This window comes from Sphingomonas spermidinifaciens (genome assembly GCF_002351485.1).
GTDB classification, from domain to species: domain Bacteria; phylum Pseudomonadota; class Alphaproteobacteria; order Sphingomonadales; family Sphingomonadaceae; genus Sphingomonas; species Sphingomonas spermidinifaciens.
The window spans coordinates 1,875,433-1,901,352 of sequence record NZ_NWMW01000001.1 but is presented as its reverse complement, the minus strand read 5'-3'; the positions used below and the strand labels follow the sequence as shown (position 1 = coordinate 1,901,352).

Here is a 25,920-nt window from a genome sequence, read left to right as displayed (position 1 = left end):
GCCGGTCATACGGGCGGCGTGCGATTGCGCGAAAACGGGCGTCTGATGGCAACTCGCGGGCGCACGGCCAGCGCCGCGTCACGCTCTCGACACCGCCTCGGCGGCGATCATTCGCGCCTCGCCCTCCAGCCCCACCTGACGGAGCGCGGCGACGATGTGGAAGAGGGCGGCGGGGGCGACGCCGCCCCAGTCGGGGGTCTGCATGCCGACTGCGGCAAGCAGCACGACGGTCGCCGGCTCGCGCCGCTCGGCCGCGCCGCGGATCGCACGGACCCAGCCGTTCTCGGCATTGATCGGCACGCCGAACGCCTGGGCAAGCGCAGGGATGTCCCCCGCCTCGACCCGGCCGAGCCCGGCTACCCCCGCGAAGAAGAGTTGCGCACGCCGCTCGTCGACAGCGCCGCGATAGGCGTTGACCTCGCTCTGGCCCACTGCCGCACCCGCATCGGGATCGGTGAGCGCGATCAGCGCCCAGCCCTGGCTGCCCGCCTCGACGAAGGGGCGCCAGCGCGCCGCAGGCCGGTCGAGCCCGGCGGTCAGCATCGACGCGATCAGGTCGCCCGCGCTCGCCGCCTGCGCTTCGGCAGGGCGTATCCCCGCGGCGGCGCGAGCGGCCAGCACCATGCGCGCATGGCGCTGGCGCGGATCCGACGCCTCGCTCCAGAGCTGGGCCAGGATCGACACCCGCTCGGCCATGTCGGCGCTGGTATAGGCGGCGCGCAGGTCGCGCGCGATCGAGGCGTCGCTGTTCGAGGTGCCGTCGGCATCCTCGACCTGACTCCACAGATCGACCATGGCGAGGTTGGAGAGCACGCCCTGCGACGCGGCCCAGTCGGCGTCGCGCAGCCGTGCGGGCGGCGCGATCGACGCGGCGCGTGCCGCCCAGCCGCGCACCTGCGGCCCCGCGCTCGCCAGCAGCGTGTCGGGAACCGCGACACCGCTCGCAGTGGCGAGGCCCCAGCGCCATGCCGACAGCCGATCGACGCCGTCCCATTCGATCGTCACTGCGCGGCGCCCTTGCGCGCCCGCGCCCAGCACCTTCTCGGCGAGCAGCAGGTCGATGCCCGTCGCGGCGCGCTGGCGCCGGGCGGCGTCGATCAGCTTGCCCGCGCGCGACGGCTCGCCAGACAAGCCCGCGCACATCGCCTCTGCCAGCCGCCAGCCGGTGTCACGCGTGCGCGCCATCGCAAAGGGCTGGAGCGGGCAGAGCATCGCCGGGTCGGCGGTCGCGAGCGCCGCCTGCATCGCCACCTGGTCGAGCTTGGGGGTGAAGTTTTCGGTATCGACGCCGTTGACGACATCGCGCGCCGCCTGCGCCTCGCCCATACGCAGGAGGAGCCAGGCCCGTTCGGCGGCGAAGTCCGCACCGTTCACGTTCGCCGGCGTATCGAGCCGCGAGACGAGCATCCGCCGGAGCGTGATCGACAGCCAGCGCGAGGCGATCGGTGCGTCGAGGCGGCGCATCAGCCCCTCGAGAAAGCGCCCGTCGCTCCGCCCGAAGCCATTGGCGGGCAGGCCCCCCTCAGCGAGCCCGATCGCGCCGACCCGCGCCGTCGAGCGCCGGGCATAGTCGGGCAGGTCGTACTGTAGGAGTTCGGCAGCGGTCAGCGGGGTCGCCGTTGGCGTCGGCGTAGGGCTGGGCGTCGGCAGCCCCGGTGCGGTGGGCAGGCCGGGCAGCGGCTGGACGATCTCGCCGGGCCGCGATGCGGGGGGCGGCGTGCCCGCGGGCGGTGGCGGTGTCTGGGGCCGCGGACGATCGGCGGGAGGCGGCGGCGCGGGGTCGCCGAACCCCTCGGGCAGCAGCGATTCGGGGGCGTCCTGGTCCTGCGACTGGGCGGCCAGCGCCGCGCCGGCCCCCGCCAGCGCGATCGCGCCCAGCGATGCCACCCAGCGCCCCGGCATCGGCGTCAGTTCGCCAGATTCTCGAGCGCGACGGGCTTTTCGACCGTGACCGGCGGCTTCTCGGTCGCGCGGCCCGACAGGAAGAAGAGCGCGCCGACCACCACCGCCACGACGACGGCGAGGATGATGAAGGGCCGCGCCGGGGACGGGCGCGACGAGGCGGAACGCGACAGGGACGAGCGGGGCACGGGGGACAGGTTCCTTTCGGGCGGTCGAACGCCCCGCGGCTTTTGCCGCAGGCGAAGGGGCGCTGTATAGCCCCCGCGCAAATGCTGCAAACCCGTGAGAGCCCGCGCCGAACCGCCTTTGACCGACCGATCGTGCTTGTCGGGCTGATGGGCGTCGGCAAGTCGACCGTCGGCCGCCGGCTGGCGGCGCGGCTCGGCCTGCCCTTCGTCGATGCCGATCACGAGATCGAGGCGGCGGCGGGGATGACGATCGCCGACATTTTCGAGCGCTTCGGCGAACCCTATTTCCGCGATGGCGAGCGGCGGGTGATCGCGCGGCTGATCGACGGGCGGCCCAAGGTGATCGCGACCGGCGGCGGCGCCTTCGTCAACGACGAGACGCGCGCGCTGATCCTGCGCGATGCGCTCGCCGTCTGGCTCGATGCCGAGCCGCGCGTGCTCGCCAGCCGGGTCAGCCGGCGTGACACGCGGCCGCTGCTGCGCGGGCGCGATCCGCTTCAGGTGCTGACCGAGCTCGCCGCCAAGCGGAACCCCTTCTATGCGCTCGCGCCGATCCACGTGACCAGCTACGACGCGCCGCACGAGGCGACGGTGAACGCCATATTGGAGGCGATCGAACGATGACGAGCGTGCATGTGGCACTGGGGACGCGCGGCTACGACATCCTGATCGAGGCGGGGGCGCTGGGCCGGGCGGGCGAGCTGCTCGCGCCGATCGCCAGGGGGCGGCCGATGCCGATCGTCACCGATGAGAATCTGCGGCCGCAGATGGACGCGCTCGTCGCCTCGCTGGCGGCGGCCGGCATTGCTGCCGAGACGATCGTCGTGCCGCCGGGCGAGGGGTCGAAGAGCTGGGAGACGCTGGCCTTCGTGACCGAGCGGCTGCTCGATCTGGGGCTCGAGCGGTCGGACCATGTCCTTGCCTTGGGCGGCGGGGTAATCGGCGACCTGGTCGGGTTCGCCGCGTCGATCCTGAAGCGGGGTTGCAAGTTCGTGCAGGTGCCGACGTCGCTGCTCGCGCAGGTCGACAGCTCGGTCGGCGGCAAGACCGCGATCAACGTGGCCATGGGCAAAAATCTGGTCGGCGCGTTCCATCAGCCCTCGTTCGTGCTGATCGACCCGCTGGTGCTTGAGACGCTACCGCCGCGCCAATTGCGCGCGGGCTATGCCGAGGTGGTGAAATACGGGCTGATCGACGACGCCGGCTTCTTCGCCTGGTGCGAGGCGAACGGCGCGGCGCTGCTGGCGGGCGATATTGAGGCGCGCGAGGTCGCGATCGCCCATTCGGTGGCGGCCAAGGCGCGCATCGTCGCCGAGGACGAGCGCGAGACGAGCGGGCGGCGCGCGCTCCTGAACCTGGGCCATACCTTCGGCCACGCGCTGGAGGCGGAGACGGGCTTTTCAGAGCGCCTGCTGCATGGCGAGGCGGTGGCGGCGGGCATGGCGCTCGCCTTCGCCTTCTCGGCGGCGGAGGGGATTTGCGACCCCGCCGAGGCGGCGCGTGTCGCAGCGCACCTGAAGGCGGTGGGGCTCCCGCACGACCTCTCGACCGCGGGCATCGACGCGCCCGGCCAGCGCCTCGTCGAGCATATGCGACACGACAAGAAGATGGAGGGCGGGACGCTGCCCTTCCTCCTCGCGCGCGGGATCGGCGCGACCTATCTCGACCGCACCGTATCGCTGGAAAAGGTGGCGGCCTTCCTCGACCGGCAGCTCGTCCCGGCTTGAGTCGCTGATCCTCAAGGGACTCTTGCCAGCGCGCGGCGCATCATGTTTAGATTCGCACCGGCCGATCCGGTCGAGCCGGTTTGAAAAGTCGCCGAAATGATCCTCGAATGCACCCAGTGCCGCACGCGCTACCTGGTTCCCGACACCGCCATCGGGGCCGAGGGCCGCACCGTCCGCTGCGCGAGCTGCAAGCATAGCTGGTTTCAGCCGCCGCCGGTGATCGCGCTGGCGCCGCCGCCCGCGCCCAAGGTCGAGGCCAAGCCCGCTGCGCCGAAGCCGGTGGCCGCGCCCATCGCCGAAGCGCCGAAGCCCGCGCCGCCCGCCGCCGCGCCCGAGCCTGCCACGAGCGAGCGCGTCTTTTCATATGTCGATCCCAATATCGACAATCCGAACTTCGATCCCTTCGCGCATCGCCCCCCTTTTCAGCCGACGCGCAATCCCGCGCGGCGCTGGACGATGGCCGCGGCGATCGCGGGCACGTCGATGCTGCTGGGCGCGGGCGCGATCCTCTATACCGGCGCGCCCGGCATCGCCGCGCAGCTCGGCCTGCCGCTGCCCGGCGCCGAGACGCCGCTGCGCTTCACCGAGCGCGCGATCGAGCGGCGGTACCTGTCGAGCGGCAACGAGCTGTTCGTCGTGTCGGGCAAGGTGTCGAACCCCAGTTCCAGCGCGCAGCCGGTGCCCGACATCCGCGCCGAGCTGCGCGATCCGCAGGGGCGCATCGTCTATAGCTGGACGATCACGCCCGAGATGCGGCGGCTGGCCCCCAATGCGACGGTGGCGTTCAGCAGCGGGAAGCTGGATGTGCCGGCGAACTCGAAGCAGCTCGACCTGAGCTTCGCTGGCGGGATTTGAAGGGGCAACCCAACCCCGTTCGTCCCGATTAGCGCCGGCGACCCAGTCGCTCCTCGGGACGAACGGGGTAAGCAAATCGTGCGGTTGAGCGCGTTACACCCGCTGCGCCCGCGCCGCCTTTACCGCGTCCTGCATCGCCTCGAGCGTCACTGCGCCCGACAGCACGCGATCGCCGACCACCCAGCTCGGCGTGCCGGTCATGCCGAGCTGTCCGGCGGTCTGGAGGTTGCGCGAGATCTCCTGCTCCGCCGCCGGCGTCTTGACGAAGGCGGCGCCGCGCGCACGGTCAAGTCCGGCGCGGGCGATCGCGGCATCGACCGCGCCTTGGCTCAGCTGGCCGCCCGCGAACAGCGTGTCGTGGAACGGCCTGAACTTGCCCTGCTCGGCGGCGGCGAGGCTCCATTCGGCGGCGACCCGACTTTCGGCGCTCAGCACCGGCAGCTCGCGAAAGACCACGCGGACCTTGGGGTCGCTCGCGATCAGCCGGTCGAGCATCGGCAGCGACTGGCGGCAGTATCCACAGGCGTAGTCCATATAGGCGACGACGGTGACATCGGGGTTCGCCGACCCCTTCCACGCATCGCCGAAGGGGGTGACGATGCCCGCGCGGTTGGCGGCGACCGTCTTGCCCGTCTCGCGGTCGCGCAGCGCCTGCATCGCCTCGGGGATCATCTCGGGCCGTTCGAGCAGCGCGGCGCGCACTGCATCGGCGCTCACGCCGCCGGGCGCGGCGGGGCGGACGAGCGCATAGACCGCTGCGCCCGCAAGGCCAGCGAGCAGGAAGGCGAGCACGAGGACGACCGGGCGGCCGAGCATTCTTGCCATCATCGCTCGCGCCGCCTGTTCTTCTTGTCCTGCTCGACCGCCACCTCGGCGGTCATCTGGATGTCCTGGGCGCGGATATAGTCGGGGGTACCCTGCGGCAACCCGGCGAGCGCCGCGCGCGCCGAAAACAGAGCACGGGCATTGTCGCCGGTCAGGCTCGCCTGCTCGGCGGCGGCGAGCGCGGTGCGCGGACCGTCGCCCTTGCGCTCATAAACGGTGCCGAGCTGGTACCAGGCAAAGGGGTTTTGGTCGTCGCGTGCCACCGCCTGCCGAAGCACCTTCTCCGCCTCCGGCAGATTCGCGGGGTCTTCGGTCGCGACGAGCGCATGGCCGAAGGTGGTGGCGATGAGCGGCTGGTAGTTGGTCCGAGCGGTGGCGACGCGCAGCGCCTTCAGCGCCTCCGCCGGCTTGCCCGATTCGAGCAGGATCTGGCCCTCGAGCTCGAGGAAATAGGGATCGTTGGGCGCGGCCTTCACCAGCGCCGCGGCCTCGGCCGCGGCCTCGGTCGGATAGCCCGAACGGTGATAGGCATAGGCGCGGGCATAGCGGGCCGGGATCGAGGTGTCGCTCGCCGGATATTTCCTGAGCGTATCCTTGGGATCGTCGACATAGCCGCGAAGCTTCGCCTGGATGCGCTTGAACCGGTCGTCCCAGCCCGCGGGCGTCGGCACGCGCCAGCCGGTGCCCTGCGACAGGTCATTGGTCAGGTTGGCGATACGCTGGCCCGACAGGGGGTGGGTGCGGTTGTATGGGTTGTTCTGCGGAATGGCGAGGCGAAACTCCTGGTTCTGGAGCTTCTTGAAGAACTCGAGCATCCCCTTGCCGCTGATCTTCGCGGTGTTGAGATAGCGCACGCCGGCCGCGTCCGCCGACGATTCCTGGTTGCGCGAGAAGGCGAGGACGCTGCCCATCGCCGCCTGCTGTCCGGCGGCGAGGATGCCGGCCCCCGCCTCGCCCGCGCCTGCCGCCATCGCCGCGACGCCGAGCACCAGGCTGAGGATCGAGATGCCGGTCGCCTGCTTGAACATCTGCCCCGACAGGGGCGCGTGGCCGCCGGTCACGTGTCCGAGCTCGTGCGCGATGACGCCCTGCACCTCGTTGATGTTATCGGCGGCGTCGATCAGGCCCGAATGGATATAGACCGCCTGTCCCCCCGCGACGAAGGCGTTGATCGAGGAATCGTTGATGAGGACGATGCGGACGTTGCGCGGGGAGAGCCCCGCCGCCTCGATCAACGGGCGCGAGGCGTCGTTGAGCAGCGCCTCGGTCTCGGCATCGCGCAGGATCGACTGCGCCCGCGCGGGTTGCACCGCGACCAGCATCAGGAGCGCGAACAGGGCATACAGGCGCTTCATGGGCCGGGGTATCGGCGGATTCGACGCGAGGCGCAACCGGGGCATCCGCCCCCGTCATGCCGGACATGATCAGGGATCCCGCTTCTTCCTCTGACTGACGGCGGAAGACAGCGCGATCCCGGATCCGATCTGGGGTGACGCAGATGGACGCAAGCTAGGCTTAACGCCGTCGCAACGCCTCTCCCGCTACGACCCCATCGATGCGCGTGCGCCCGCCCCGTTCCGCGATCGGCTGACCGGCCGATGCGCGACCTGTTCTTCGTCGGATTTCTCGGCGCGCTGCTGCTGCTCGGGCTGCGGCGGCCGTTCCTGCTGGTGCTTGGCTATGTCTATATCGACCTCGTCTCGCCGCAGCGGCTTTCCTATTACCTGCTGTCCAGCGTCCCCATCTCGCTGATCTTCTTCGCCGCGGCGTTCCTCGCCTGGATCGCCGCCGATCCGAAGGAGGGCAGCCGGTTCAGCGTGCGGCAGGGGATCATGCTGGCGCTGCTGCTCTGGGCCGGCTGGACGATGAAAGACGCCGACTTTCCCATCGAGGCCGCGCAGAAATGGGATTGGGTATGGAAGACGCTGGTCTTTGCGATCTTCCTCCCCTTCACGCTGCGTACGCGACTTCGCATGGAGGCGCTGGTCGTCTTCATGAGCCTGTCGGCGGGGTGGATCATCGTCACGGGCGGCCTCAAGACCGCGCTGTCGGGCGGCGGATACGGCACGCTGAGCCTCGGCGTCGACAACAATGCGGGCCTTTACGAAGGCTCGACGATCGCCACGATCGCGATCGCGATGATCCCGCTGATCCTCTGGGCGGTAAAGCATCAGACGATCTTCGAGCAGAAGGGGCTGGTGCGCGCCTTCGGCTATGCCCTCATCTTCGCGTGCATGCTGATCCCGGTCGGGACCGAGGCGCGCACGGGCCTGATCTGCCTGGCCGTGCTCATCATCCTGAGCTTGCGCGATACGAAGCGACGGCTGACCTACATCGCGCTGATCGCCGCCGCCGGGCTGATCGCGGTGCCGTTCCTGCCCAAGAGCTTTACGCAGCGGATGGACACGATCCAGGGCTATCAGGGCGACCAGTCGGCTTCGACACGCATCCGGGTCTGGCAATGGACCTGGGATTTCGTGCGCGAACATCCCTCCGGCGGTGGGTTCGCCGCCTATCAGCAGAATCAGTTCGAGGTGACGACCGTCGATGTCGGTCCCGACGGGACCGTCCGGTCGATGCGCGTGATCGACAGGGCGCGCGCCTGGCATTCGAGCTATTTCGAGCTGCTGGGCGAGCTCGGCTTCCCTGGCTTCGGTCTGTGGGTGCTGCTCAACCTTGCCGGCCTCGTTCGGATGGAGATGCTGCGCCACCGTTTCGCGCGCGCGGGGCCGGAGGATCGCTGGATCCGCGACCTCGCCGCTGGGCTGCAGGTCGCGCATGTCATCTATCTGGTCGGCTCGCTGTTCCTTGCGCTCGCCTTCCAGTCCTTTTTCTACATGTGGTTCGGGCTGCAGATCGCGCTCGACACCTATGCGCGGCGGCGGCTGGCAGCGGACAAGCCCACCGGCTTCGTCAGGGCGAAGCCCGCGGCCGCCTGAGCCGCGCGGCGAGCCAGCGGGCGGCCTCTTCGGGGCTGCGCTTGTCCACGTCGCGATCGACGAGGAGATTGGCCTCGCGCATCGTCTCGACCGGGATCGCGCCGATCAGCGGGCGGAGCGCCGCGACGAACCGGGCGTCGTTCGCGCGGGCGGGCGACAGGAGGAGGATCGCGTCATAACCGGGCAGCGCGCCCTTCGGATCGGCGAGCACGCGCAGCTTGTCGGCGGCGATCCGCCCGTCGGAGGAGAAGGCGGGGATGACGTCGGCCTGCCCGCTTGCCAGCGCGCGGTACATGAAGGTGGGGTGATAGGCATTGGCGCGCGCGAAGCGGAGGCCATAGGCGCCCTGGACCGACCGCCATTCCGGCCGCTCGAGGAATTCGACATCGCTGCCGAACGCGAGCCGCGGCGCCACACGGGCGAGGTCGGCGATGCTCGACACGCCCAGCGCGCGTGCGCGATCCTCGCGCATCGCAAAGGCATAGGCATTCTCGAAGCCGAGCGTGCCGAGCAGCCGCACACCATGCTCGCGCGCCGCCCAGTCGGCGACGCCCTTTACGATCGCGGGCCGCGGCGGCACGTCGGTGCGCTGTATCTGGTTGGTCCAGAGCGTGCCCGAATAGTCGACCGACACGTCGACCTCGCCGCTGGCCACCGGCCCGAACGCCACCGAGGAGCCCAGCCCCTCGCTGTAGCGCACGCGGTATCCCGCGGCGGTTAGCCGATCGCCGATCAGCCGGGCGAGGATGAACTGCTCCGAAAAGCCCTTGGCACCGATTGTCACCGTGTCGCCGCCGCGCACGGGCCAGAGCGGCGCGAGCGCGAGCGCCATCCCCGCCGCCAGCACCGCCAGCGCGCCGCGCACCTGCCAGCGGCGGCGGCGGGCGAGGCCCCGTTCGACCGCGGCCAGAATGAGGTCGACCGTCATCGCAAGGCCCGCCGCAGCGATACAGCCGGCAAGGACGAGTGGCCAGTTCTGCGTCTGGAGCCCCGCGAAGATGAGGTCGCCCAGGCTCGCCGCGCCGACCGTAGTCGAGAGCGTCGCCGCGCCGATCGTCCAAACCGCCGCGGTGCGGACGCCCGCCATCACGATCGGCGCGACCAGCGGCGCCTCGACCCACCACAGCCGCTGCCGACGGGTCATGCCGACGCCCTCCGCCGCCTCGATCACTGCGGGATCGAGGCCGAGAAGGCCGGTGACGCCGTTCCGGAGGATCGGCAGCACCGCATAGAGGGTGAGCGCGAGGAGCGCGGGGAGGAAGCCGAGCGCCGGCAGCGCACCGCCGGTCGCGAGTAGAAGGGGATAGAAGAGCGCGAGCAGCGCCAGCGCCGGGATCGTCTGGACGAGGCTGGCGAGGCCGAGCGCGACGCGCGCCACCGCCGGATGCCGCGCCGACCAGACAGCGAGCGGCAGCGCGAGAAGCAGGCCGAGCGCCAGTGCGCTGAGCGACAGGAGGACATGCGCCGCAAGCAGCTCGGGCACGCGGGCGAGCGCGTCGCTCATTCGCGATCCATCGCCGCAAGCGCGCGCGCCTGTTCGCGCGGCACCGCGACCAGCGCGTCGGCGATCGACCCGCCGCGCCCGGCAAGAAGCTCGGCGGGCGTCGCGTCGGCGACGATGCGGCCCGCGTCCATCACCAGCACGCGGTCGGCGAGCAGCAGCGCCTCCGCCATGTCATGCGTGACGAGCAGCGTGGTGAGGCCCAGCTGGTCGTGCAGGCCCCGCACCCGCCGCCCCAGCGCGTCGCGCGTCAGCGGATCAAGCGCGCCGAAAGGTTCGTCCATCAGCAGCAGCTTGGCTTCCCCGGCGAGCGCGCGGGCGAGGCCGACACGCTGGCGCTGCCCCCCCGACAGCTGCGCGGGGGAACGGCTCGCCAGCTCGCGCGGCAGCTCGACCTGGTCGAGGCGCGCGGCGACGTCGACCGGCGCGCCGCCGATCCGCTGCGGCATGGCGATGTTCTCCGCCACCGTGAGGTGGGGGAATAGCCCGACATTCTGGAAGACATAGCCGATGCGGCGGCGAAGCGCTGGGGCGGGACCGTCGCTCACATCGGCGCCGTCGATGGTCACGCGGCCGGCATCGGGTTCGATCAGGCGGTTGACCGTCTTGAGCAAGGTCGACTTGCCCGATCCCGACTGGCCGACCAGCGCGACGAACTGGCCGGGCTCGATCGCGAGCGTCACGTCATCGACGGCGCGCATCGCCCCATAGGCTTTGGTCACGCCCTCGAAGGCGAGGCGGGGCGGGGCTGGCATCGCCGCCGGTTGTGCGGAATGATGCGGCCAAGGTCAAAACGAAAGGGATGAGGATGGCGGGCAAAAGGCTGTTCGTGACGGGCGGCGCATCGGGGATCGGGCGCGCGGTCGCGCACCTGTTCGCGGCGCGGGGCTTCACCGTCGGGCTCGCCGACATCAACGAGGCGGGGCTCGCGGCCGTCGCGGCGGAGCTGCCCGCGGGGCAGGCGAGCACGCATGTCCTCGACGTCCGCGACCGCGAGCAGTGGGACCGCGCGCTTGCCGATTTCGCGGGCGCGGGCGGGATCGACGTGCTGTTCAACAATGCCGGAATCGCTGTGGGCGGGCCGTTCGCGGCGACCGACCCGGTCGAGCTCGACCGCTGCATCGCGATCAATTTCATCGGTGTCGTCAACGGCGCGCATGCGGGCTTCGCCTATCTGAGGCGCAAGCCGGGCTCGTGCCTGCTCAACACCGCGTCGGCTGCGGGCATCTATGGCTCGGCGGGGCTCGCCGTCTATTCGGCGACCAAGTTCGCGGTGCGCGGGCTGACCGAGGCGCTCGACGGCGAATGGCGGCGCGAGGGGGTGAAGGTGCGTAGCCTGATGCCGAGCTTCATCGACACGCCGCTGCTCGACGCCGGGGTGGCGGGATCGAACGAGAATGCGCGCGAACGGGTGCGCGCCGCCGGCCTGGAGTTCACGCCGGTCGAGAAGGTGGCGGAGGCGGCGTGGCGCGCGGTGCATGGGGACGCCGTCCACACCGTCGTCGGCAAGACCGCCGAGCGCATGCGCTTCGCCGCACGCTGGCTGCCGGGGCGCCTCCGCGCGCAGATGGCGCGGGGCGGGATGTGAGCGACCGCGCCAACCCGAACCTGCCCGCCCGCGACTTCGACGCGACCGAGGCTTTTTACGCCGCACTCGGCTTCGCGCGGGGGTTCCGCGACAATGGCTGGATGATCCTGGTCAAGGGCACGCTCGCGCTGGAGTTCTTTCCCTTCCCCGACCTCGACCCCGCGCAGAGCGCGTTCGGCGCGTGCCTTCGCCTCGACGATCTCGACGACATGGTTGCGCGTGTGGTGGCCGCGGGCGTGCCCGACAAGCGCGAAGGCGCGCCGCGTTTCCACCCGCCGAAGACCGAGCCATGGGGCGGGCGCATCGCCTATCTGCTCGATCCGGACGGAAGCCTCCTGCGGCTGATCGACAACCGGAGTTTGGGGGAGGTCCAGGCCGCTCGGTAGCCAGGGATTGTCATCCCGGGCTTGATCCGCAATCTCGCTTCTTCTTCTCTGTCGTCCAAAGGGCAGCGGGCCCCCGGATCAAGTCCCGGGTGACGAAGGGTGGGGCTTTATCGGCCTCAAGCCAAGATTGGCTGGTCCCCAACGCCCCGCATCCCCACATCCGTCGCATGGCCCGATACTCTCTCCTCGACCTCGTCCCCGTGCGCGAGGGTTCGTCGGTCGGCACCGCGCTCGCCGAAGCCGCCGGCCTTGCCGCCCATGCGGAGGCGCATGGCTTCACCCGCTACTGGGTGGCCGAGCATCACGGCATGCCGGGAATCGCCGGCGGCGCGACTGCGGTGGTGCTGGCGCATGTGGGTGCCGCGACCTCGACGATCCGGATCGGCGCGGGGGGCATCATGCTGCCCAATCATGCCCCGCTCGCCGTCGCCGAGCAGTTCGGAACGCTCGACGCGCTCTATCCGGGCCGGATCGATCTGGGGCTGGGGCGTGCGCCGGGGTCGGACCAGCGGGTGATGCGCGCGATGCGCCGCACGCTCGACGCGGGCGGCCCGGACGCTTTCCCGCAGGACATTCTCGAGCTCCAGAGCTATTTCGCGAACGACGGCCGCACCGGGATCGAAGCGACGCCGGGCGCGGGCGCCAACATCGAGATGTGGGTGCTGGGCTCGAGCCTCTACGGGGCGCAGCTCGCCGCGGCGCTCGGCCTTCCCTATGCCTTCGCATCGCATTTCGCGCCCGATGCGCTCGATCAGGCGGTGCGCGCCTATCGCGAGCTGTTCCGCCCCTCGGCGCGGCTCGACCGGCCCTATATGGCCGCGGGCTTCAACGTCTTCGCCGCCGACACCGACGAGGAAGCGCGCTACCTTGCCAGCTCGATGGAGCAGAGCTTCGTGGCGCTGCGCACCGGCAATCCCGGCCGCCTGCCGCCGCCCGTCCGCGACTATCGCGAGGGGCTGGGGGCGCAGGGCAATGCGATCCTCGACCATGTGCTCGCCTGTTCAGGCATCGGCGCGCCGCGCACCGTGAAGGCGGCGATCGATGCCTTTGTCGAGCGGACAGGCGTCGACGAGGTGATCCTGACCGGCGCGACCTTCGACCCCGAGGCGCGCAAGCGCAGCATGGCCATCGCCGCCGAGTTGATGGACGCGCGCGTCGCCGCCTGAAAGCTGCTATGACGGTCCCGCATCCAGGGGGGCCGTCATGCCGCAACTCGTCTTCGCCGTCGCCGCGTTCGTTGGCACGCATTTCCTCCTGTCGCACCCGCTGCGCGCGCCGATCGTTGGCCGCGTCGGCGAGCGCGGGTTCATGGGCATCTATTCGCTCGTCGCCTTCGCGACGTTGGGCTGGGTCTATCTGGCATGGCAGGGGGTGCCCGAGCAGGCGCCGCTCTGGCCGGTCGGCGACGGCCTCTGGGCGGTCGCGACCCTGATCATGCTGCTGGCGAGCGTGCTGCTGGTCGGCTCGCTGATCGGCAATCCGGCGCTGCCTGACCCCGATGCGGCGGCCAAACCCGTGCCCGCGGCGCGCGGCGTCTATGCCGTCACGCGCCACCCGATGATGTGGGCGTTCGGCCTGTGGGCGCTGGCGCACATCCTCGTCTATCCGACCCCGGCGCAGGTCGTGCTGGCCGTCGGCATTGCGATCCTCGCGCTGGTGGGTGCCGCCCTTCAGGACTCTAAGAAGCGCGTGCTCCAGCCGGAGCGGTGGCGCGAGTGGGAGGCGCGGACGAGCTATCTGCCCTTCGCCGCCATCGCTGCCGGACGCGCGCGATTCGGCGGGTTCCGGCCGCACGACCTGGCGGGCGGGGTAGTCGTCTGGCTTGCCGCGACCTGGGCGCATATCCCGCTCGCTGGTTGGGCGGCGGGCATCTGGCGCTGGGTGGGCGCGTGAGCGACGATCCGCTCGCCGAGCGGCTTGCCGCGGTCGAGGCGAAGCTGGCTGCCCCGCCGCCGCGGCCGATCGCCGACCGGGTGCTGCGTCTGCTCCCATGGTTGTCACTCGGTCATCTGCTGGTGGGCGTGCCGACGCTCGTCATCTCGCTCGTCGTCGCCTGGGGCACCTTCGTCCAGGCCGAGGCGACGCAGAAGATCCAGCAGGCCTCGGCCTGGCCGTTCCTCGGCTACACCACCGGCAATTACAACGAGCGGGGCGAGCGCGAGCTCTACTTCGAGCTCGCCAATAACGGCGTCGGCCCCGCGCTTCTGCGCGCGGTCGAGCTGAGCTATAGGGGCAAGCCGGTCCCGGCCCCCGCCGAGCTGCTCGCGCGCTGTTGCGGGCGTGCCCCCGATGCGCCGGTGCGCTTCGGCACCGCGCCGATCCGCAATATCGCGCTGAGGCCCGGCGACGCCGTGCGCTTCCTGTCGGTGCCCGACCTGCCGATCAATCGCGGGCTGGTCGAGGCGCTCGATCGCGAGCGGTGGAAGGTGCGGGTACGCGCCTGCTATTGCTCGGTTTTCGAGGATTGCTGGACGATCGACGGCGGCGAGAGCGAGCCGGTGCCGGTCAGGCAGTGCCCCGCTGACTGGACGCGCTATCGGGAGCGATAGCTAAGTCCGTCACCCCGGCGAAGGCTGGGATCTGGCGGTGGCGGCCATCCGTGCGGGGGCTGGAGGCGCTACCCGCCACCCAGTGCATCGAGGGCAAAGGCGAGCACGACCCCCAGCGCGGTCGCGATGCCGGCCCAGTTGCGATCCTCCTTGTACGCCTTGGGGAATACCTCGGTCGCGAGGCTGGCGACGACGGCGCCGGCGGCGAAGCAGCGGATCGTCGCGAGGAGATGCGGGCTGGCGCCCACCAGCAGCAGGTTGCCGACGATCGCCGCCGCCGAAAGGAGCGCCGCGGTCGCCGCCCACAGGCCGAGGACTGCGGCCTTCGACCGCCCCTCCTTCATCTCGCGCGCGCCGCCCGCCGCCTCGGGCAGGTTGGACAGGAAAATCGACCCCGCCAGCGCTGCAACTTCGGGTGCGCCGGCACCGATCAGTGCGACGCCGAGCGCGAGATTCTCCGGCACGCCGTCGAGCGTGATCGCCGCGAGCAGCCCGCCGCCCGAATCGGCGCCGATCTTCTCGTCGATCCAGTAATCGACCAGGGCAAACACGATCGCCCCGGCCGCCAGCGCGGCGAGCGCGACGGGCAGCGCGCTTTCCTCGATCGAGGGTTCGACCAGCTCGGTGACGAGCGAGACGAGCAGCGCCCCGCCCGCCATCGCGATCAGGAACCCCTCCAGCCCCGGCCGCAGCCGCCCGTAGATGCCCCAGGCCGCGCCGATCATCAGCGCGCCCGAGACGACGAGCACGGTGATCGCCATCGTCAGCATCGCACCACGCTGTCAGCGCCGGCCCGTGCCCGCCACAATCTGGATCAGCGCGTCACGCGGTTCTCGACCAGATCGTCGACCACGGCGGGATCGGCGAGCGTCGAGGTGTCGCCGAGCGATCCCACGTCGCCCTCGGCGATCTTGCGCAGGATGCGGCGCATGATCTTGCCCGAGCGCGTCTTGGGGAGGCCGGGGGCGAACTGAAGCGCGTCGGGGGTGGCGATCGGGCCGATCTCTCGCCGCACCCATTTGCACAGCTCGTCGCGGAGGTCGTCCGACGCCTCCACCCCGGCGTTGAGCGTCACATAGGCGTAGATGCCCTGGCCCTTCACCTCGTGCGGCATGCCGACGACCGCGGCCTCGGCCACCTTCGGGTGGGCGACGAGCGCGCTCTCGACCTCGGCGGTGCCCATCCGGTGGCCCGAGACGTTGATGACGTCGTCGACCCGGCCGGTGATCCAATAGTAGCCATCCTCGTCGCGGCGGCAGCCGTCGCCGGTGAAATACTTGCCCTTGTAGGTCGAGAAATAGGTCTGGAAGAAGCGGTCGTGGTCGCCCCAGACCGTCCGCATCTGCCCCGGCCACGATCGGGTGAGGACGAGATTGCCGTCGGCCGCTCCCTCCAGCACCTGCCCCTCGGCATCGACCAGCTCTGGCGCGACCCCCGGCAGCGGCTTGGTCGCGGAGCCAGGCTTGAGGTCGGTCGCGCCGGGGAGCGGGGCGATCAGCACGCCGCCGGTCTCCGTCTGCCACCAGGTATCGACGATCGGGCAGCGGCCGTCGCCCGCCACGTCGTGATACCAGCGCCACGCCTCCGGGTTGATCGGCTCGCCGACGCTGCCGAGGAGCTTCAGCGACTTCCGGCTGGTCGCCTTCACCGGCGCCTCGCCCTCCTTCATCAAGGAACGCAGCGCGGTGGGCGAGGTGTAGAGCGTGTCCACTTCATATTTGTCGACGATCTGCCAGATGCGGCTGGCATCGGGCCAGTTGGGCACGCCTTCGTGCATCAGCGTCGTCGCGCCGTTGGCGAGGGGTCCGTAGACGATGTAGCTGTGCCCCGTCACCCAGCCGATATCGGCCGCGCACCACCACACCTCGCCCGGCCGATAGTCGAAGCACCAGTGATGCGTCAGGCTGGCCCAGAGCAGATAGCCGCCGGTGGTGTGCAGCACCCCCTTGGGCTTGCCCGTCGAGCCGCTGGTATAGAGGATGAACAGCGGGTCCTCGGCGTTCATCGGCTCGGGCGGGCAGTCGGTATCGACGCCGGCCGCCGCGTCATGGAACCAGACGTCGCGGCCTCCGGTCATCGGCACGTCGGCGCCCGTCGCGCGGACGACGAGCACCTTCTCAAGGCTCGGCGCGCGCTTGGCCGCCTCGTCCACATTGGCCTTGAGCGGCACGCGCCGGCCGCCGCGGCAGCCCTCGTCGGCGGTGACGACGATCTTCGAATCGCAGTCCTCGATCCGGCCCGCCAGCGCCTCGGGCGAGAACCCGCCGAACACCACCGAATGGATCGCGCCGATCCGCGCACACGCAAGCACCGCGAACGCGGCCTCGGGGATCATCGGCAGGTAGATGGTCACGCGGTCGCCCTTCGCGACGCCTTGCGCCTTCAGGACGTTGGCGAAGCGGCAGACTTCGCCATGCAACTCGCGATAGGTGAACCGCCGGCCCTCGCCATCGGGGCTGTCGGGTTCCCAGATGATCGCGGTCTCGTCACCGCGCGTGGCGAGGTGCCGGTCGATGCAGTTGACCGACACGTTGAGCACGCCGTCCTCGAACCATTTAATGCCGAAATCGGCCTCGTCGAACGACCAGTTGCCCGCTACCGTCGGCGCCTTCACCCAGTCGAGGCGCTTCGCCTGTTCGAGCCAGAAGGCGTCGGCATCCTCAAGGCTTGCCCGGTACAGTCGCTCGTACCCCGCCGCATCGACATGCGCGCGGCCTGCCCATTCCGGGGGCACGGGATAAAGGGCGCGGTCGGGCATGGGGTCGCTCTCCGATGATCTGGGTTGCCTTCTTCCAAACGCGCGAAATCCGCCGGGTCAACCCGCTTGGCGCTGAACGGGCACGATCCGGCCGATACAATTCGCGACACAAAAGCGGTTGCCGCTCCGGCGGCGCGTCGGCATCAACCTTGTCGATGACCGCCCGTGCCCTTTCGCTGTTGCTCGCCTGCGCCGTGCCGCTCGCCGGATGCGCGGCCGGGCCGGATTATCGCCCCGCATCGCCCTCGGCACTCGGCGTGCCGCAGGCCTATTCGGTGCCCGGCACCGCCACGGCCGAGGATCTGACCCGCTGGTGGGAGCGGTTCGACGATCCGCTGCTCCAGCGCCTCGTCGCGCAGGCGGCGCCCGACAATCTCGATGTCGCGCAGGCCGTCGCCCGCCTTCGGCAGGCGCGCGAGCAGCTGGTGCAGGCGCGCGCCGACTTCCTCCCCTCATTGTCGGGCTCGGGCGGCTATTCGCGGCGACAGGTGCTGCGCGGCGGCAGCCAGCAGACCCAGCTGCCTGACGGTACGATCATCAATACCGGGCAGGGCAGCTCGGACAATTTCTCGCTCGGGCTCGACGCCAGTTACCAGGTCGACCTGTTCGGCGGCGTGCGCCGCTCGGTCGAGGGTGCGCGGGCGAGCTACGAGGGTGCAGGCTACGACTATGCGACGGTGCTGGTCAGCACCCAGGCCGAGATCGCGCGCAACTACATCCTCGCGCGCGCGGCGCAGGCGCAGATCGCCAATGCTCGCCAGAGCCTTCAGATCCAGGACGACAATCTGGAGATTGCCGGCTTTCGCGTGCAGGCCGGCCTCGTCTCCTCGCTCGATGCCGAGCAGGCGCGCGCACAGCGGGCACAGACCGCGGCGACCATCCCCAGCCTGGAGGCGAGCTACAACAGCGCCGTTTCGCGCCTCGGCGTATTGACCGGGCAGGCGCCGGGCGCGCTCAAGGGCGAGCTGGCCGCCGTCCGCCCGATCCCGCGCGGCCCCGCCGCGGTTGGGACGGGGATACCCGCCGACACCCTCCGTCAGCGCCCCGACGTGCGCTCGGCCGAACGCGCGCTGGCCGCGGCGACCGCACAAATCGGCGTGACCGAGGCGCAGCTTTATCCCTCACTTGGCCTGTCGGGCGGTATCGACAGCGCGGCGAGCACGATCGGCAGCCTGGGCGAGATCATCACGGGCACGCTGTTTGCGGGGCTTCAGCAGCTGATCTTCGATGGCGGCCGCACCCGCGCCGCCGTCCGGGCCCAGCGCGCTGCGGCCGACGCCGCCTTCCTCGCCTACAAGTCGAGCGTGCTGACGGGTCTCGAGGAGGTCGAAAACGCCGTAGTGGCGCTGCGCACCGCGCAGGACCGCACCGTCCAGTTCCGCATCGCCCTCGACGCCGCGAACAACTCGGCGATCCTTGCGCGCAGCCAGTATCGCGCGGGCCTCACCGACTTCACGACGCTCAACCAGACCGAGACGCAGCTTCTGTCGGCCCGCAACAGCCTCACCACCGCGGCGAGCGACGAGGCGACCGCGCTCGTCCAGCTGTTCGCGGCGCTGGGTGGCGGCTGGGACGCGGGCACCGTGCCGACGACCGAAAACACGACGACCCGCGCGCTCGATGCGCGGCAGCAGGACTGACTCCCTTATGGCCGACCAGACCCCCGCCGATCTCGACGCCTTTCTCGGCGCCAAGTCCGAGCCGAAGTGGCGCCGCTACGCCAAATGGGCGCTGGTGGCGCTCGGCCTTGTGCTGCTCGTCTGGGGCACGATGTCCTTCTTCCGCGGCGATGCCCGGACCGAATATGCGACGGTCCCCGCGCGGCAGGGCAATCTGGAGGTCACCGTGTCGGCGACGGGCAAGCTCGCCCCCACCAACCAGGTGACGGTCGGCTCGCAGCTGTCGGGCCTCGTCACTGAGGTCGTGGTCGACGTCAACGACCGCGTGCGCGCGGGTCAGGCGCTGGCGCTGATCGATCCCGAGCAGCTCGACGACCAGATCCGCCAGAACCAGGCGAATCTCGCCGCGCAGCAGGCGGCGGTGCAGCAGGCGCAGGCGACCCTGACTGAGGCGCGCGCGACGCTCGCCCGGTTTGAGGAGGTGAGCCGCCTGTCGGGCGGGCGGGTGCCGGCCAAGACCGAACTCGATACCGCCCGCGCCGCGGCCGCACGCGGCGTGGCGGGCGTCCGCACTGCCGAGGCGAACGTCGCCGCCGCCCGCGCGCAGCTCTCGGCCAGCCAGACGCAGCGCGAGCGTGCGATCATCCGCTCGCCCGTCAACGGCGTGGTGCTGGCGCGCCAGGTCGATCCGGGCCAGACCGTCGCCGCCTCCTTCAATACGCCTACGCTCTTCGTCATCGCCGAGGACCTCAGCCAGATGGAGCTCGAGGTCGCGATCGACGAGGCGGACGTGGGCAGCGTCAAGAACGGCCAGCGCGCGACCTTCACCGTCGACGCCTTCCCCGGCGAGCGCTTTCCCGCCACGATCAGCCGCGTCGATGTCGGTTCGAACCTGTCGGTGTCGGAAGCGAGCGCGTCCTCTTCGAGCACCGGGACGACCGGCACGACGACGGGTCAGGTGGTCAGCTATGCCGCCAAGCTGTCGGTCGCCAATGCCGAGCTGCGCCTGCGTCCCGGCATGACCGCGACCGCCGAGATCGTCACGACCGAGCGGCAGAATGTCCTCCTGATCCCCAACGCGGCGCTCCGCTTCCAGCCCGCGACGGGCGGCGGCGCGGATGCGAGCAAGGGCGGGCTGGCCAGCCAGATCATTCCCGGCCCGCGGCGCCGGCGCGGCGGCGGTGGCGGCGGCGAGCGAACCGCAACGATTGGCCGCGGTTCGCAGCAGACCGTCTATATCCTCGGCGAGAACAACGAGCCGCAGCCCGTGCGCGTGACCGTGGGCGAGAGCGACGGGCAGGTGACCGAGATCCTGTCGGGCAATCTGCGCCCTGGCATGAACATCATCACCGGCCAGCTTGCCGGCGACAATGCGCGCAAGACCGGCGGCCAATTGAGCAAGAAGGGCGGCAGCGGCGGCGGGCAAGGACGCAGCGGCGGGGGCCAGCGTGGCGGCTGATCCCATCATCCAGCTGCGCGGCGTCACCAAGACCTATGGCGACGGGCCGACCGCGTTCCAGGCGCTGAAGGGTGTCGACCTCGACATCGCGCGCGGTGATTTCGTCGCCGTCATGGGTCCATCGGGGTCAGGCAAGTCGACGACGATGAACATCCTCGGCTGTCTCGACGTGCCGACTGGCGGCGCCTTCACCTTCAAGGGGGTTCATGTCGAGACGCTCGACCGTGATCAGCGCGCGCTCCTCCGCCGCAAATATCTCGGCTTCGTGTTCCAGGGGTTCAACCTGTTGAGCCGGACGAGCGCGCTCGAGAATGTCGAGCTGCCGCTCCTCTATCGCGGCGAGGACAAGAAGCTCAGGCGCGAGCGCGGCATGGCGGCGCTCGACAAGGTGGGCCTCGCCGACTGGTGGGACCATACCCCCGCCGAGCTGTCGGGCGGCCAGCAGCAGCGCGTCGCCATCGCCCGCGCGATCGTCACCAGCCCTGACGTGCTCCTCGCCGACGAACCCACCGGCAACCTCGACAGCGAACGGTCGATCGAGATCATGGAGCTCCTGACCGACCTCAACCAGGGCAGCGGCATCACTGTGCTGATGGTCACTCACGAACCCGACATGGCCGCGTTCGCGCACACCGTGGTCCATTTCAAGGACGGTCTCGTCGAGCGCATCGACCGCAACCACCGACAGGGCGAGGCGGTCTGATGCTCTTCACCACTTTCACGCTCGCGGTGCGGTCGATCCGGCGGCATTTGCTGCGTTCGTTCCTCACCATCCTCGGCATCGTCATCGGCGTGGCGGCGGTGGTGACGATGGTGACGCTGGGACAGGCGACGACGGCGGCGGTGCAGCAGCAGATCGCCAGCCTCGGCACCAACATCCTGCAGGTGCGCCCGGGCCAGGGCTTCGGCCGCGGCGGCGGCGGGCCGCGCCCGCCCGACTTCGAGCAGGAGGATGTCGATGCAGTGCGCGAGCAGATCGGCGGCGTGACTGCGGTCGCGCCGCAGGCGCAGTCGACGGCAACGGCGATCTACAACGGCGCCAACTGGTCGACGACGGTCAACGGCACCACCGATGCCTATTTCAAGGTGCAGCCGTGGAACCTGACCGGGGGGCGTACTTTCCTGCCGGCCGAGGAGGAAGCGGGCAAGGCGGTGTGCATCATCGGCAATACCGTGCGCACCAACCTGTTCCGCGACACCGACGCGATCGGCAAGCGGATGCGCGTGAACGACATCAGCTGCGACGTGATCGGCACGCTGGAAACACGTGGTCAGGCGGGGTTCGGCGGCGATCAGGACGATGTCGTCATCATGCCGATCAAGACGGTGCAGCGCCGGCTGACGGGCAATCGCGACATCCGTCTGATGCTGGTGGGTGTAGACGGCGATTACGATTCGGCGCAGGTGCAGGACCAGCTCTCGACGCTGCTGCGCGAGCGGCGGCGGATCCAGCCCGGCGCCGAGGACAATTTCAACATCTTCGACACCGCGCAGATTTCGGCGACGCTGACGGGCACGACGACGCTCCTTACCAGCATCGTGACGGCGGTGGCGGCGATCAGCCTGGTCGTCGGCGGCATCGGCATCATGAACATCATGCTGGTGAGCGTGACCGAACGCACCCGCGAGATCGGCATCCGCCTTGCGATCGGTGCGGTCGCGCGCGAGGTGCTGCTCCAGTTCCTGGTCGAGGCGATCGTGCTGTCGATGCTGGGCGGGCTTGTCGGCCTGATCCTCGGCCAGATTGCGATCGCGCTGCTCGCGCCCGTGATGCAGGTGCCGTGGATCTTCGTGCCGCAGATCAACCTGATCGCGTTCCTCATTTCGGCGGTGATCGGCGTGGTGTTCGGCTTCTTCCCGGCGCGGCGGGCGGCGGCGCTCAACCCGATCGACGCGCTGCGGCACGAGTAGCCGACCGTTCGGTTCGAGCGAACTCGAGAACTTCTCTCGAGCGGTAGCGAGAATGCCTCGACTGCGTTCGGCGGGGGTTCCCGACTACGCTCTAACCAAACGGGACGATTATAGACGCCCCTCCGCGATCTCCGCCCCCTCGCGCAGCGCGGCGAGCTTCTTCCAGCTGATCGCGGGGTCGATCTTCCCGTATCCGGCAAAGGTGCCGAAGCCGCAGTCGGTGCTCGCCACTACCCGATCCTTGCCGACGATGGCGGCGAAGCGCTCGATCCGCTGGGCGATCAGCTCGGGATGCTCGAGATAGTTGGAGCAGGTGTCGATCAGGCCCGGCGCCAGCAGCTTGTCGTCGGGGATGCGGGCGCCGGCCCAGACCTTCCACTCATGCTCGTGGCGCGGGTTCGCCGCCTCGAACAGGATCGTCGCGGGGCGGGCGCGCAGGACGATGTCGATGATCCGCTCGAGCGGGATGTCGTGGTCGTGCGGCCCCTCGTAATTGCCCCAGCAGACGTGCATCCGCATGGCGGCCGGGTCGATGCCCGCGGTCGCGGCGTTCAGCGCCTCGACATTCGCCTCGATCACCTTGAGGAAATCGGCTTCGTCCATGTCCTGACAGCCGGTGTGGCGCGACATGGCGAGGTCGGGGCAGTCGAGCTGGAGCTCGAACCCCGCCGCGACGATCGCCTCGTACTCGGGGGTCATCGCGGTCACGAGATCGGCGAGATAGGCCTCGTGGCTCGGGTAGTGCCGGTTGACCTGAAAGGCGGTGATGAGCCCCGGCGAGGCGGCATTCATGAACGCGCGCGGGCGGGTCGGCAGCTTGGCCAGCGCCGCCTCGAACCGGCGGATATCGTCGTGGAGTGGCTGGAGGTTCACCAGCCGCACGTCGCCGATGCACGAGGCGCGGGTGAACTCCTGCGATCCCATGATGTGCGCGAGCTTGGCGCGAAGCTCGGGCAAGGGCGCGAGGTCGGCGGCGGGCTTGCGGTCGGTGTGGCCGCCGAATCCCGACAGCCGCTCGATCATGTAGGTCGAGTAGCCGACCTTGCCGAGCTCGCCGTCGCTGACGATCGTCACGCCGGCTGCGACCTGCCGCTCGACGGCATCGGCGACGGCGGCCTGCACGGCCGAATCGAAGGCATCGGCGTCATAGGGTTCGCCATGATCGCGCGCGAGCAGCAGCGGGGTCAGTTCCGGCCCGCGCGGCAGGCTCCCGACATGCGTCGTCGCGATCGTCATGGCCTTCCCTCCCCGGCGCCGATTTCTTTCGTCCTTCTGTAGGTTCCGCATACGCGAAGAGCAATCGCGTCCGAAAACGCTTGATTATTGTTTCATGCTATTACATTCTTCCACCAACGGCTCGTCAAAGAGGCCGCAGCCAGGGGATGGATGATGACGGGATTGCTTCGCGTGGCGCTCGTGTCGGGCGCCGGACTGGCCGCCTTGGCCACACCGCTGTCGGCATATGCGCAGGATCAGGCACCGAGCGGGATCGCCGCGGCCGACCCGGCCGAAGAGAGCGGCGACGACATTCTCGTCACCGCGCGCCGCACCACCGAGCGGCTGCAGGACGTGCCCGTGGCGATCACTGCGCTGAGCGGCGAGGCACTGGCCGCACGCGGAATCGACACGCTCGACCAGGTGGCGAAGTACACGCCCAACATCCGCTTCGACGGGGCCGCGGCACTGTCGGGCGGCAATTACAACGCGACCGTCTTCGTGCGCGGCGTCGGCCAGAACGACTTCGCGATCTTCTCCGACCCCGGCGTCGGCTTCTATGTCGACGACGTCTATTATGCCCGCTCGATCGGCGGGATCATGGACGCGGTCGACATCTCGAGCGTGCAGGTGCTGCGTGGGCCGCAGGGGACGCTGTTCGGCCGCAACACGATCGGCGGCGCGGTGCTCATCACCACCGCCGCGCCCGAAATCGGCGAATGGTCGGGCCGGGTCGAGGCCACGACCGGCAGCTTCAACCGCATCGACGTGAAGGGCGCGGTCAACATCCCCCTTGGCGACATGGCGGCGCTCCGCATCTCGGGCGCGACGCTCAACCGCGACGGCTATGTCACGCGGCTGCTCGACGGGGAGACGCTCGGCAACCGGAACTCGGACATGATCCGCGCCAAGTTGCGCCTGAGGCCCGCCGACAACCTGACGATCGACATCGGCGGCGACTATACGCGCGCGCGCGAGAATAGCGCGCCGAGCAAGCTGCTGGCGGTGGGCAACCGGCCGGGCATCACCGGCATTCCGTTCCTCAACAACTACAACCGCTTCGTGGCGCCCACGCGCGGCATCGTCGCGCCCAACGGGCAGCCGACGCTCAATCCCAGCTTCATTACCGACGACCCCTTCACCACCTGGGCGGGCGGGCCGAACCGCAACGACCTCGACCTCTGGGGCGTGCAGGGGACGATCGCCTGGGACTTTGCCGAGGGGCTGACGCTCAAGTCGATCAGTGCTTATCGCGACATGCACGCCGTCTTTAACCGCGACGGAGACAACACGCCCTTCGTGTTCCGCGAAACGGGCAATGACGACCGCCAGTGGCAGTTCAGCCAGGAAGTCCAGCTGTCGGGCAACCTCCTCGACGACCGGCTGACCTTCGTGCTCGGCGGCTTCTACTTCAAGGAAAAGGCACAGGACCTGGCGCGCGCCGACCTCGCCGTCGGGCTCGACCCGCCGTTGCCGCCGCCGTTCAGCCCGGCGGCCTTTCCCAACAACTTCACCGACAACGAAAGCTACGCCGTGTTCGCGCAGGCGAGCTTCGAGATCTTCCCCGATTTCTCGATTGAGCTCGGCGGCCGCTACAGCTCGGATAAGAAGACTTTCCGCACCTTCGTCGTGCGCCAGCGCGACAATGTGACCTTCATCGACGCGACGCGGTCGGACACGTTCGACGACTTCACCCCGCGCGTCGGCGTCAACTGGAAGCTGTCGCCCACGGTGCTCGTCTATGCGAGCTACTCGCAGGGGTTCAAGCAAGGCGGGTTCAACGGCCGCCCGCTCGTCTCCAACGACGAGGTCACGCGCTACGAGCCCGAAACGCTCGACAGCTATGAGGTCGGCATTAAGGCCGAGACGGCGAACCGAGAGCTGACCGCCAATGTCGCCGTCTTCCGCGGCGACTATAACGACATCCAGCTGACGGTGAACCAGACGCCCTTCAACTTCGTCGCCAATGCCGCGCGCGGGCGCGTCGAGGGAGTCGAGGCCGAGTTCGTCGCGCGCCCCGCCGATTGGTTCACCGCCAACGCCTCACTCGGCCTCCTGCGCGCACGCTATACCGAGGTGGGGCAGGGGCTGGGCCCGACCCAGGTGCTGCCGATCACGACCAATAGCAAGTTCGTCAAGGCGCCCGAGGTGACGGCGACCGCGGGGTTCGAGGCGAGCCGTGAGATCGCCGGCGGCAAGGCGTCGCTGCGCGGCGACGTGAGTTATTACAGCCGCACCTTCCACGACGTCGCCAACACCCCGCTCATCACCGACGACGGATATGCGCTGGTCAACGCGCGACTTTCGTACACGCTGCCGGGCGAAGCAATCACGGTGTCGGTGTTCGGCACCAACCTGACCGACACGCTGTACCTCGTCTCTGGCAATGCCAGCCCGGCGTTCGGGCTGGCCGAGGTCAGCTATGGCAGGCCGCGCGAATGGGGCGCGTCGGTGGGGTACAAGTTCTGACCTTTGCGTCAGCCCGGCTCGGACGCCGG

Annotated in this window: 23 protein-coding genes; 14 read left to right on the top strand and 9 right to left on the bottom strand. The window is 69.8% G+C overall.

Translation table 11 applies throughout. From position 1 onward, the window contains the following. Positions 1-78 precede the first annotated feature (78 nt). Positions 79-1,902, bottom strand: a complete 1,824-nt coding sequence (locus COC42_RS09025) for a hypothetical protein (RefSeq protein ID WP_096342791.1) — start codon at positions 1,900-1,902, stop codon at positions 79-81. Between the two features lie 5 nt (positions 1,903-1,907). Further along, complete coding sequence (locus COC42_RS09020) at positions 1,908-2,090, bottom strand: hypothetical protein (protein WP_096342790.1); 183 nt, start codon at positions 2,088-2,090, stop codon at positions 1,908-1,910. Between the two features lie 81 nt (positions 2,091-2,171). Here COC42_RS09020 and COC42_RS09015 point away from each other — a divergent pair, with 81 nt between their 5' ends. The 3 genes from COC42_RS09015 (at position 2,172) to COC42_RS09005 (ending at position 4,672) form a co-directional block, all read left to right on the top strand. Continuing rightward, complete coding sequence (locus COC42_RS09015; protein WP_096342789.1) at positions 2,172-2,714, top strand: shikimate kinase; 543 nt, start codon at positions 2,172-2,174, stop codon at positions 2,712-2,714. Beyond that, the gene (aroB, locus tag COC42_RS09010) at positions 2,711-3,817 is read left to right on the top strand and encodes a 3-dehydroquinate synthase (protein WP_096342788.1); all 1,107 of its coding nucleotides are present in this window, start codon (positions 2,711-2,713) and stop codon (positions 3,815-3,817) included. The genes COC42_RS09015 and aroB overlap by 4 nt, the downstream gene beginning before the upstream one ends. Before the next feature lie 96 nt (positions 3,818-3,913). Continuing rightward, on the top strand, positions 3,914-4,672 hold the full coding sequence (locus COC42_RS09005) for an MJ0042-type zinc finger domain-containing protein (RefSeq protein WP_096342787.1): 759 nt from the start codon (positions 3,914-3,916) through the stop codon (positions 4,670-4,672). Between the two features lie 93 nt (positions 4,673-4,765). On the opposite strand, the gene COC42_RS09000 is transcribed toward COC42_RS09005, so the two are convergent. Continuing rightward, a complete protein-coding gene (locus COC42_RS09000; protein WP_245843951.1) occupies positions 4,766-5,497 on the bottom strand; it encodes a DsbA family protein in 732 nt (243 codons plus the stop codon). Further along, on the bottom strand, positions 5,497-6,852 hold the full coding sequence (locus tag COC42_RS08995; protein ID WP_096342785.1) for a M48 family metalloprotease: 1,356 nt from the start codon (positions 6,850-6,852) through the stop codon (positions 5,497-5,499). Before COC42_RS08995 ends, COC42_RS09000 begins: the two co-directional genes overlap by 1 nt. Before the next feature lie 243 nt (positions 6,853-7,095). On the opposite strand from COC42_RS08995, the gene COC42_RS08990 reads away from it, so the two are divergent. Continuing rightward, positions 7,096-8,436: a putative O-glycosylation ligase, exosortase A system-associated gene (locus COC42_RS08990; RefSeq protein ID WP_096342784.1), complete on the top strand. Its 1,341-nt coding sequence runs from the start codon at positions 7,096-7,098 to the stop codon at positions 8,434-8,436. Here COC42_RS08990 and COC42_RS08985 read toward each other — a convergent pair. Further along, on the bottom strand, positions 8,411-9,940 hold the full coding sequence (locus COC42_RS08985) for an ABC transporter permease/substrate-binding protein (protein WP_096342783.1): 1,530 nt from the start codon (positions 9,938-9,940) through the stop codon (positions 8,411-8,413). The genes COC42_RS08990 and COC42_RS08985 overlap by 26 nt on opposite strands. Continuing rightward, positions 9,937-10,692 carry an ATP-binding cassette domain-containing protein gene (locus tag COC42_RS08980; RefSeq protein ID WP_096342782.1) on the bottom strand — a complete coding sequence of 252 codons (756 nt, stop codon included), beginning with the start codon at positions 10,690-10,692 and terminating at the stop codon, positions 9,937-9,939. Before COC42_RS08980 ends, COC42_RS08985 begins: the two co-directional genes overlap by 4 nt. 53 nt (positions 10,693-10,745) lie before the next feature. Here COC42_RS08980 and COC42_RS08975 point away from each other — a divergent pair, with 53 nt between their 5' ends. The 5 genes from COC42_RS08975 to COC42_RS08955 all read left to right on the top strand — a co-directional run bounded on the left by COC42_RS08975 (position 10,746) and on the right by COC42_RS08955 (position 14,460). Beyond that, positions 10,746-11,525, top strand: a complete 780-nt coding sequence (locus tag COC42_RS08975; protein ID WP_096343203.1) for an SDR family oxidoreductase — start codon at positions 10,746-10,748, stop codon at positions 11,523-11,525. Further along, a complete protein-coding gene (locus tag COC42_RS08970) occupies positions 11,522-11,911 on the top strand; it encodes a bleomycin resistance protein (protein WP_096342781.1) in 390 nt (129 codons plus the stop codon). Before COC42_RS08975 ends, COC42_RS08970 begins: the two co-directional genes overlap by 4 nt. Before the next feature lie 167 nt (positions 11,912-12,078). Continuing rightward, positions 12,079-13,077 (top strand): LLM class flavin-dependent oxidoreductase, encoded by a 999-nt coding sequence (locus COC42_RS08965; protein WP_096342780.1) that lies wholly within the window; start codon positions 12,079-12,081, stop codon positions 13,075-13,077. A 37-nt stretch (positions 13,078-13,114) separates the two neighbouring features. Beyond that, complete coding sequence (locus COC42_RS08960) at positions 13,115-13,804, top strand: NnrU family protein (RefSeq protein WP_096342779.1); 690 nt, start codon at positions 13,115-13,117, stop codon at positions 13,802-13,804. Continuing rightward, the gene (locus tag COC42_RS08955) at positions 13,801-14,460 is read left to right on the top strand and encodes a hypothetical protein (protein WP_141395820.1); all 660 of its coding nucleotides are present in this window, start codon (positions 13,801-13,803) and stop codon (positions 14,458-14,460) included. The genes COC42_RS08960 and COC42_RS08955 overlap by 4 nt, the downstream gene beginning before the upstream one ends. Before the next feature lie 68 nt (positions 14,461-14,528). On the opposite strand, the gene COC42_RS08950 is transcribed toward COC42_RS08955, so the two are convergent. Both COC42_RS08950 and acs read right to left on the bottom strand, forming a co-directional pair. Beyond that, a complete protein-coding gene (locus COC42_RS08950) occupies positions 14,529-15,230 on the bottom strand; it encodes a ZIP family metal transporter (protein ID WP_096342777.1) in 702 nt (233 codons plus the stop codon). A 44-nt stretch (positions 15,231-15,274) separates the two neighbouring features. Continuing rightward, positions 15,275-17,218 carry an acetate--CoA ligase gene (acs, locus tag COC42_RS08945; protein WP_096342776.1) on the bottom strand — a complete coding sequence of 648 codons (1,944 nt, stop codon included), beginning with the start codon at positions 17,216-17,218 and terminating at the stop codon, positions 15,275-15,277. A 155-nt stretch (positions 17,219-17,373) separates the two neighbouring features. Here acs and COC42_RS08940 point away from each other — a divergent pair, with 155 nt between their 5' ends. Genes COC42_RS08940 through COC42_RS08925 form a run of 4 tightly spaced genes read left to right on the top strand, consistent with a single transcriptional unit; the run spans position 17,374 to position 22,207 of the window. Beyond that, positions 17,374-18,858 (top strand): efflux transporter outer membrane subunit, encoded by a 1,485-nt coding sequence (locus COC42_RS08940; RefSeq protein ID WP_096342775.1) that lies wholly within the window; start codon positions 17,374-17,376, stop codon positions 18,856-18,858. Between the two features lie 7 nt (positions 18,859-18,865). After that, a complete protein-coding gene (locus COC42_RS08935; protein ID WP_096342774.1) occupies positions 18,866-20,296 on the top strand; it encodes an efflux RND transporter periplasmic adaptor subunit in 1,431 nt (476 codons plus the stop codon). Continuing rightward, the gene (locus tag COC42_RS08930) at positions 20,286-20,999 is read left to right on the top strand and encodes an ABC transporter ATP-binding protein (protein WP_096342773.1); all 714 of its coding nucleotides are present in this window, start codon (positions 20,286-20,288) and stop codon (positions 20,997-20,999) included. The genes COC42_RS08935 and COC42_RS08930 overlap by 11 nt, the downstream gene beginning before the upstream one ends. After that, a complete protein-coding gene (locus tag COC42_RS08925) occupies positions 20,999-22,207 on the top strand; it encodes an ABC transporter permease (RefSeq protein ID WP_096342772.1) in 1,209 nt (402 codons plus the stop codon). Before COC42_RS08930 ends, COC42_RS08925 begins: the two co-directional genes overlap by 1 nt. A 108-nt stretch (positions 22,208-22,315) precedes the next feature. Here the strand turns inward: COC42_RS08925 and COC42_RS08920 are convergent, their stop codons facing one another. Beyond that, positions 22,316-23,443, bottom strand: coding sequence for a cobalamin-independent methionine synthase II family protein (locus COC42_RS08920; protein WP_096342771.1), 1,128 nt, complete (start codon positions 23,441-23,443; stop codon positions 22,316-22,318). A gap of 153 nt (positions 23,444-23,596) precedes the next feature. Here COC42_RS08920 and COC42_RS08915 point away from each other — a divergent pair, with 153 nt between their 5' ends. Continuing rightward, positions 23,597-25,891: a TonB-dependent receptor gene (locus tag COC42_RS08915; protein WP_176484599.1), complete on the top strand. Its 2,295-nt coding sequence runs from the start codon at positions 23,597-23,599 to the stop codon at positions 25,889-25,891. Positions 25,892-25,920 lie beyond the last annotated feature (29 nt).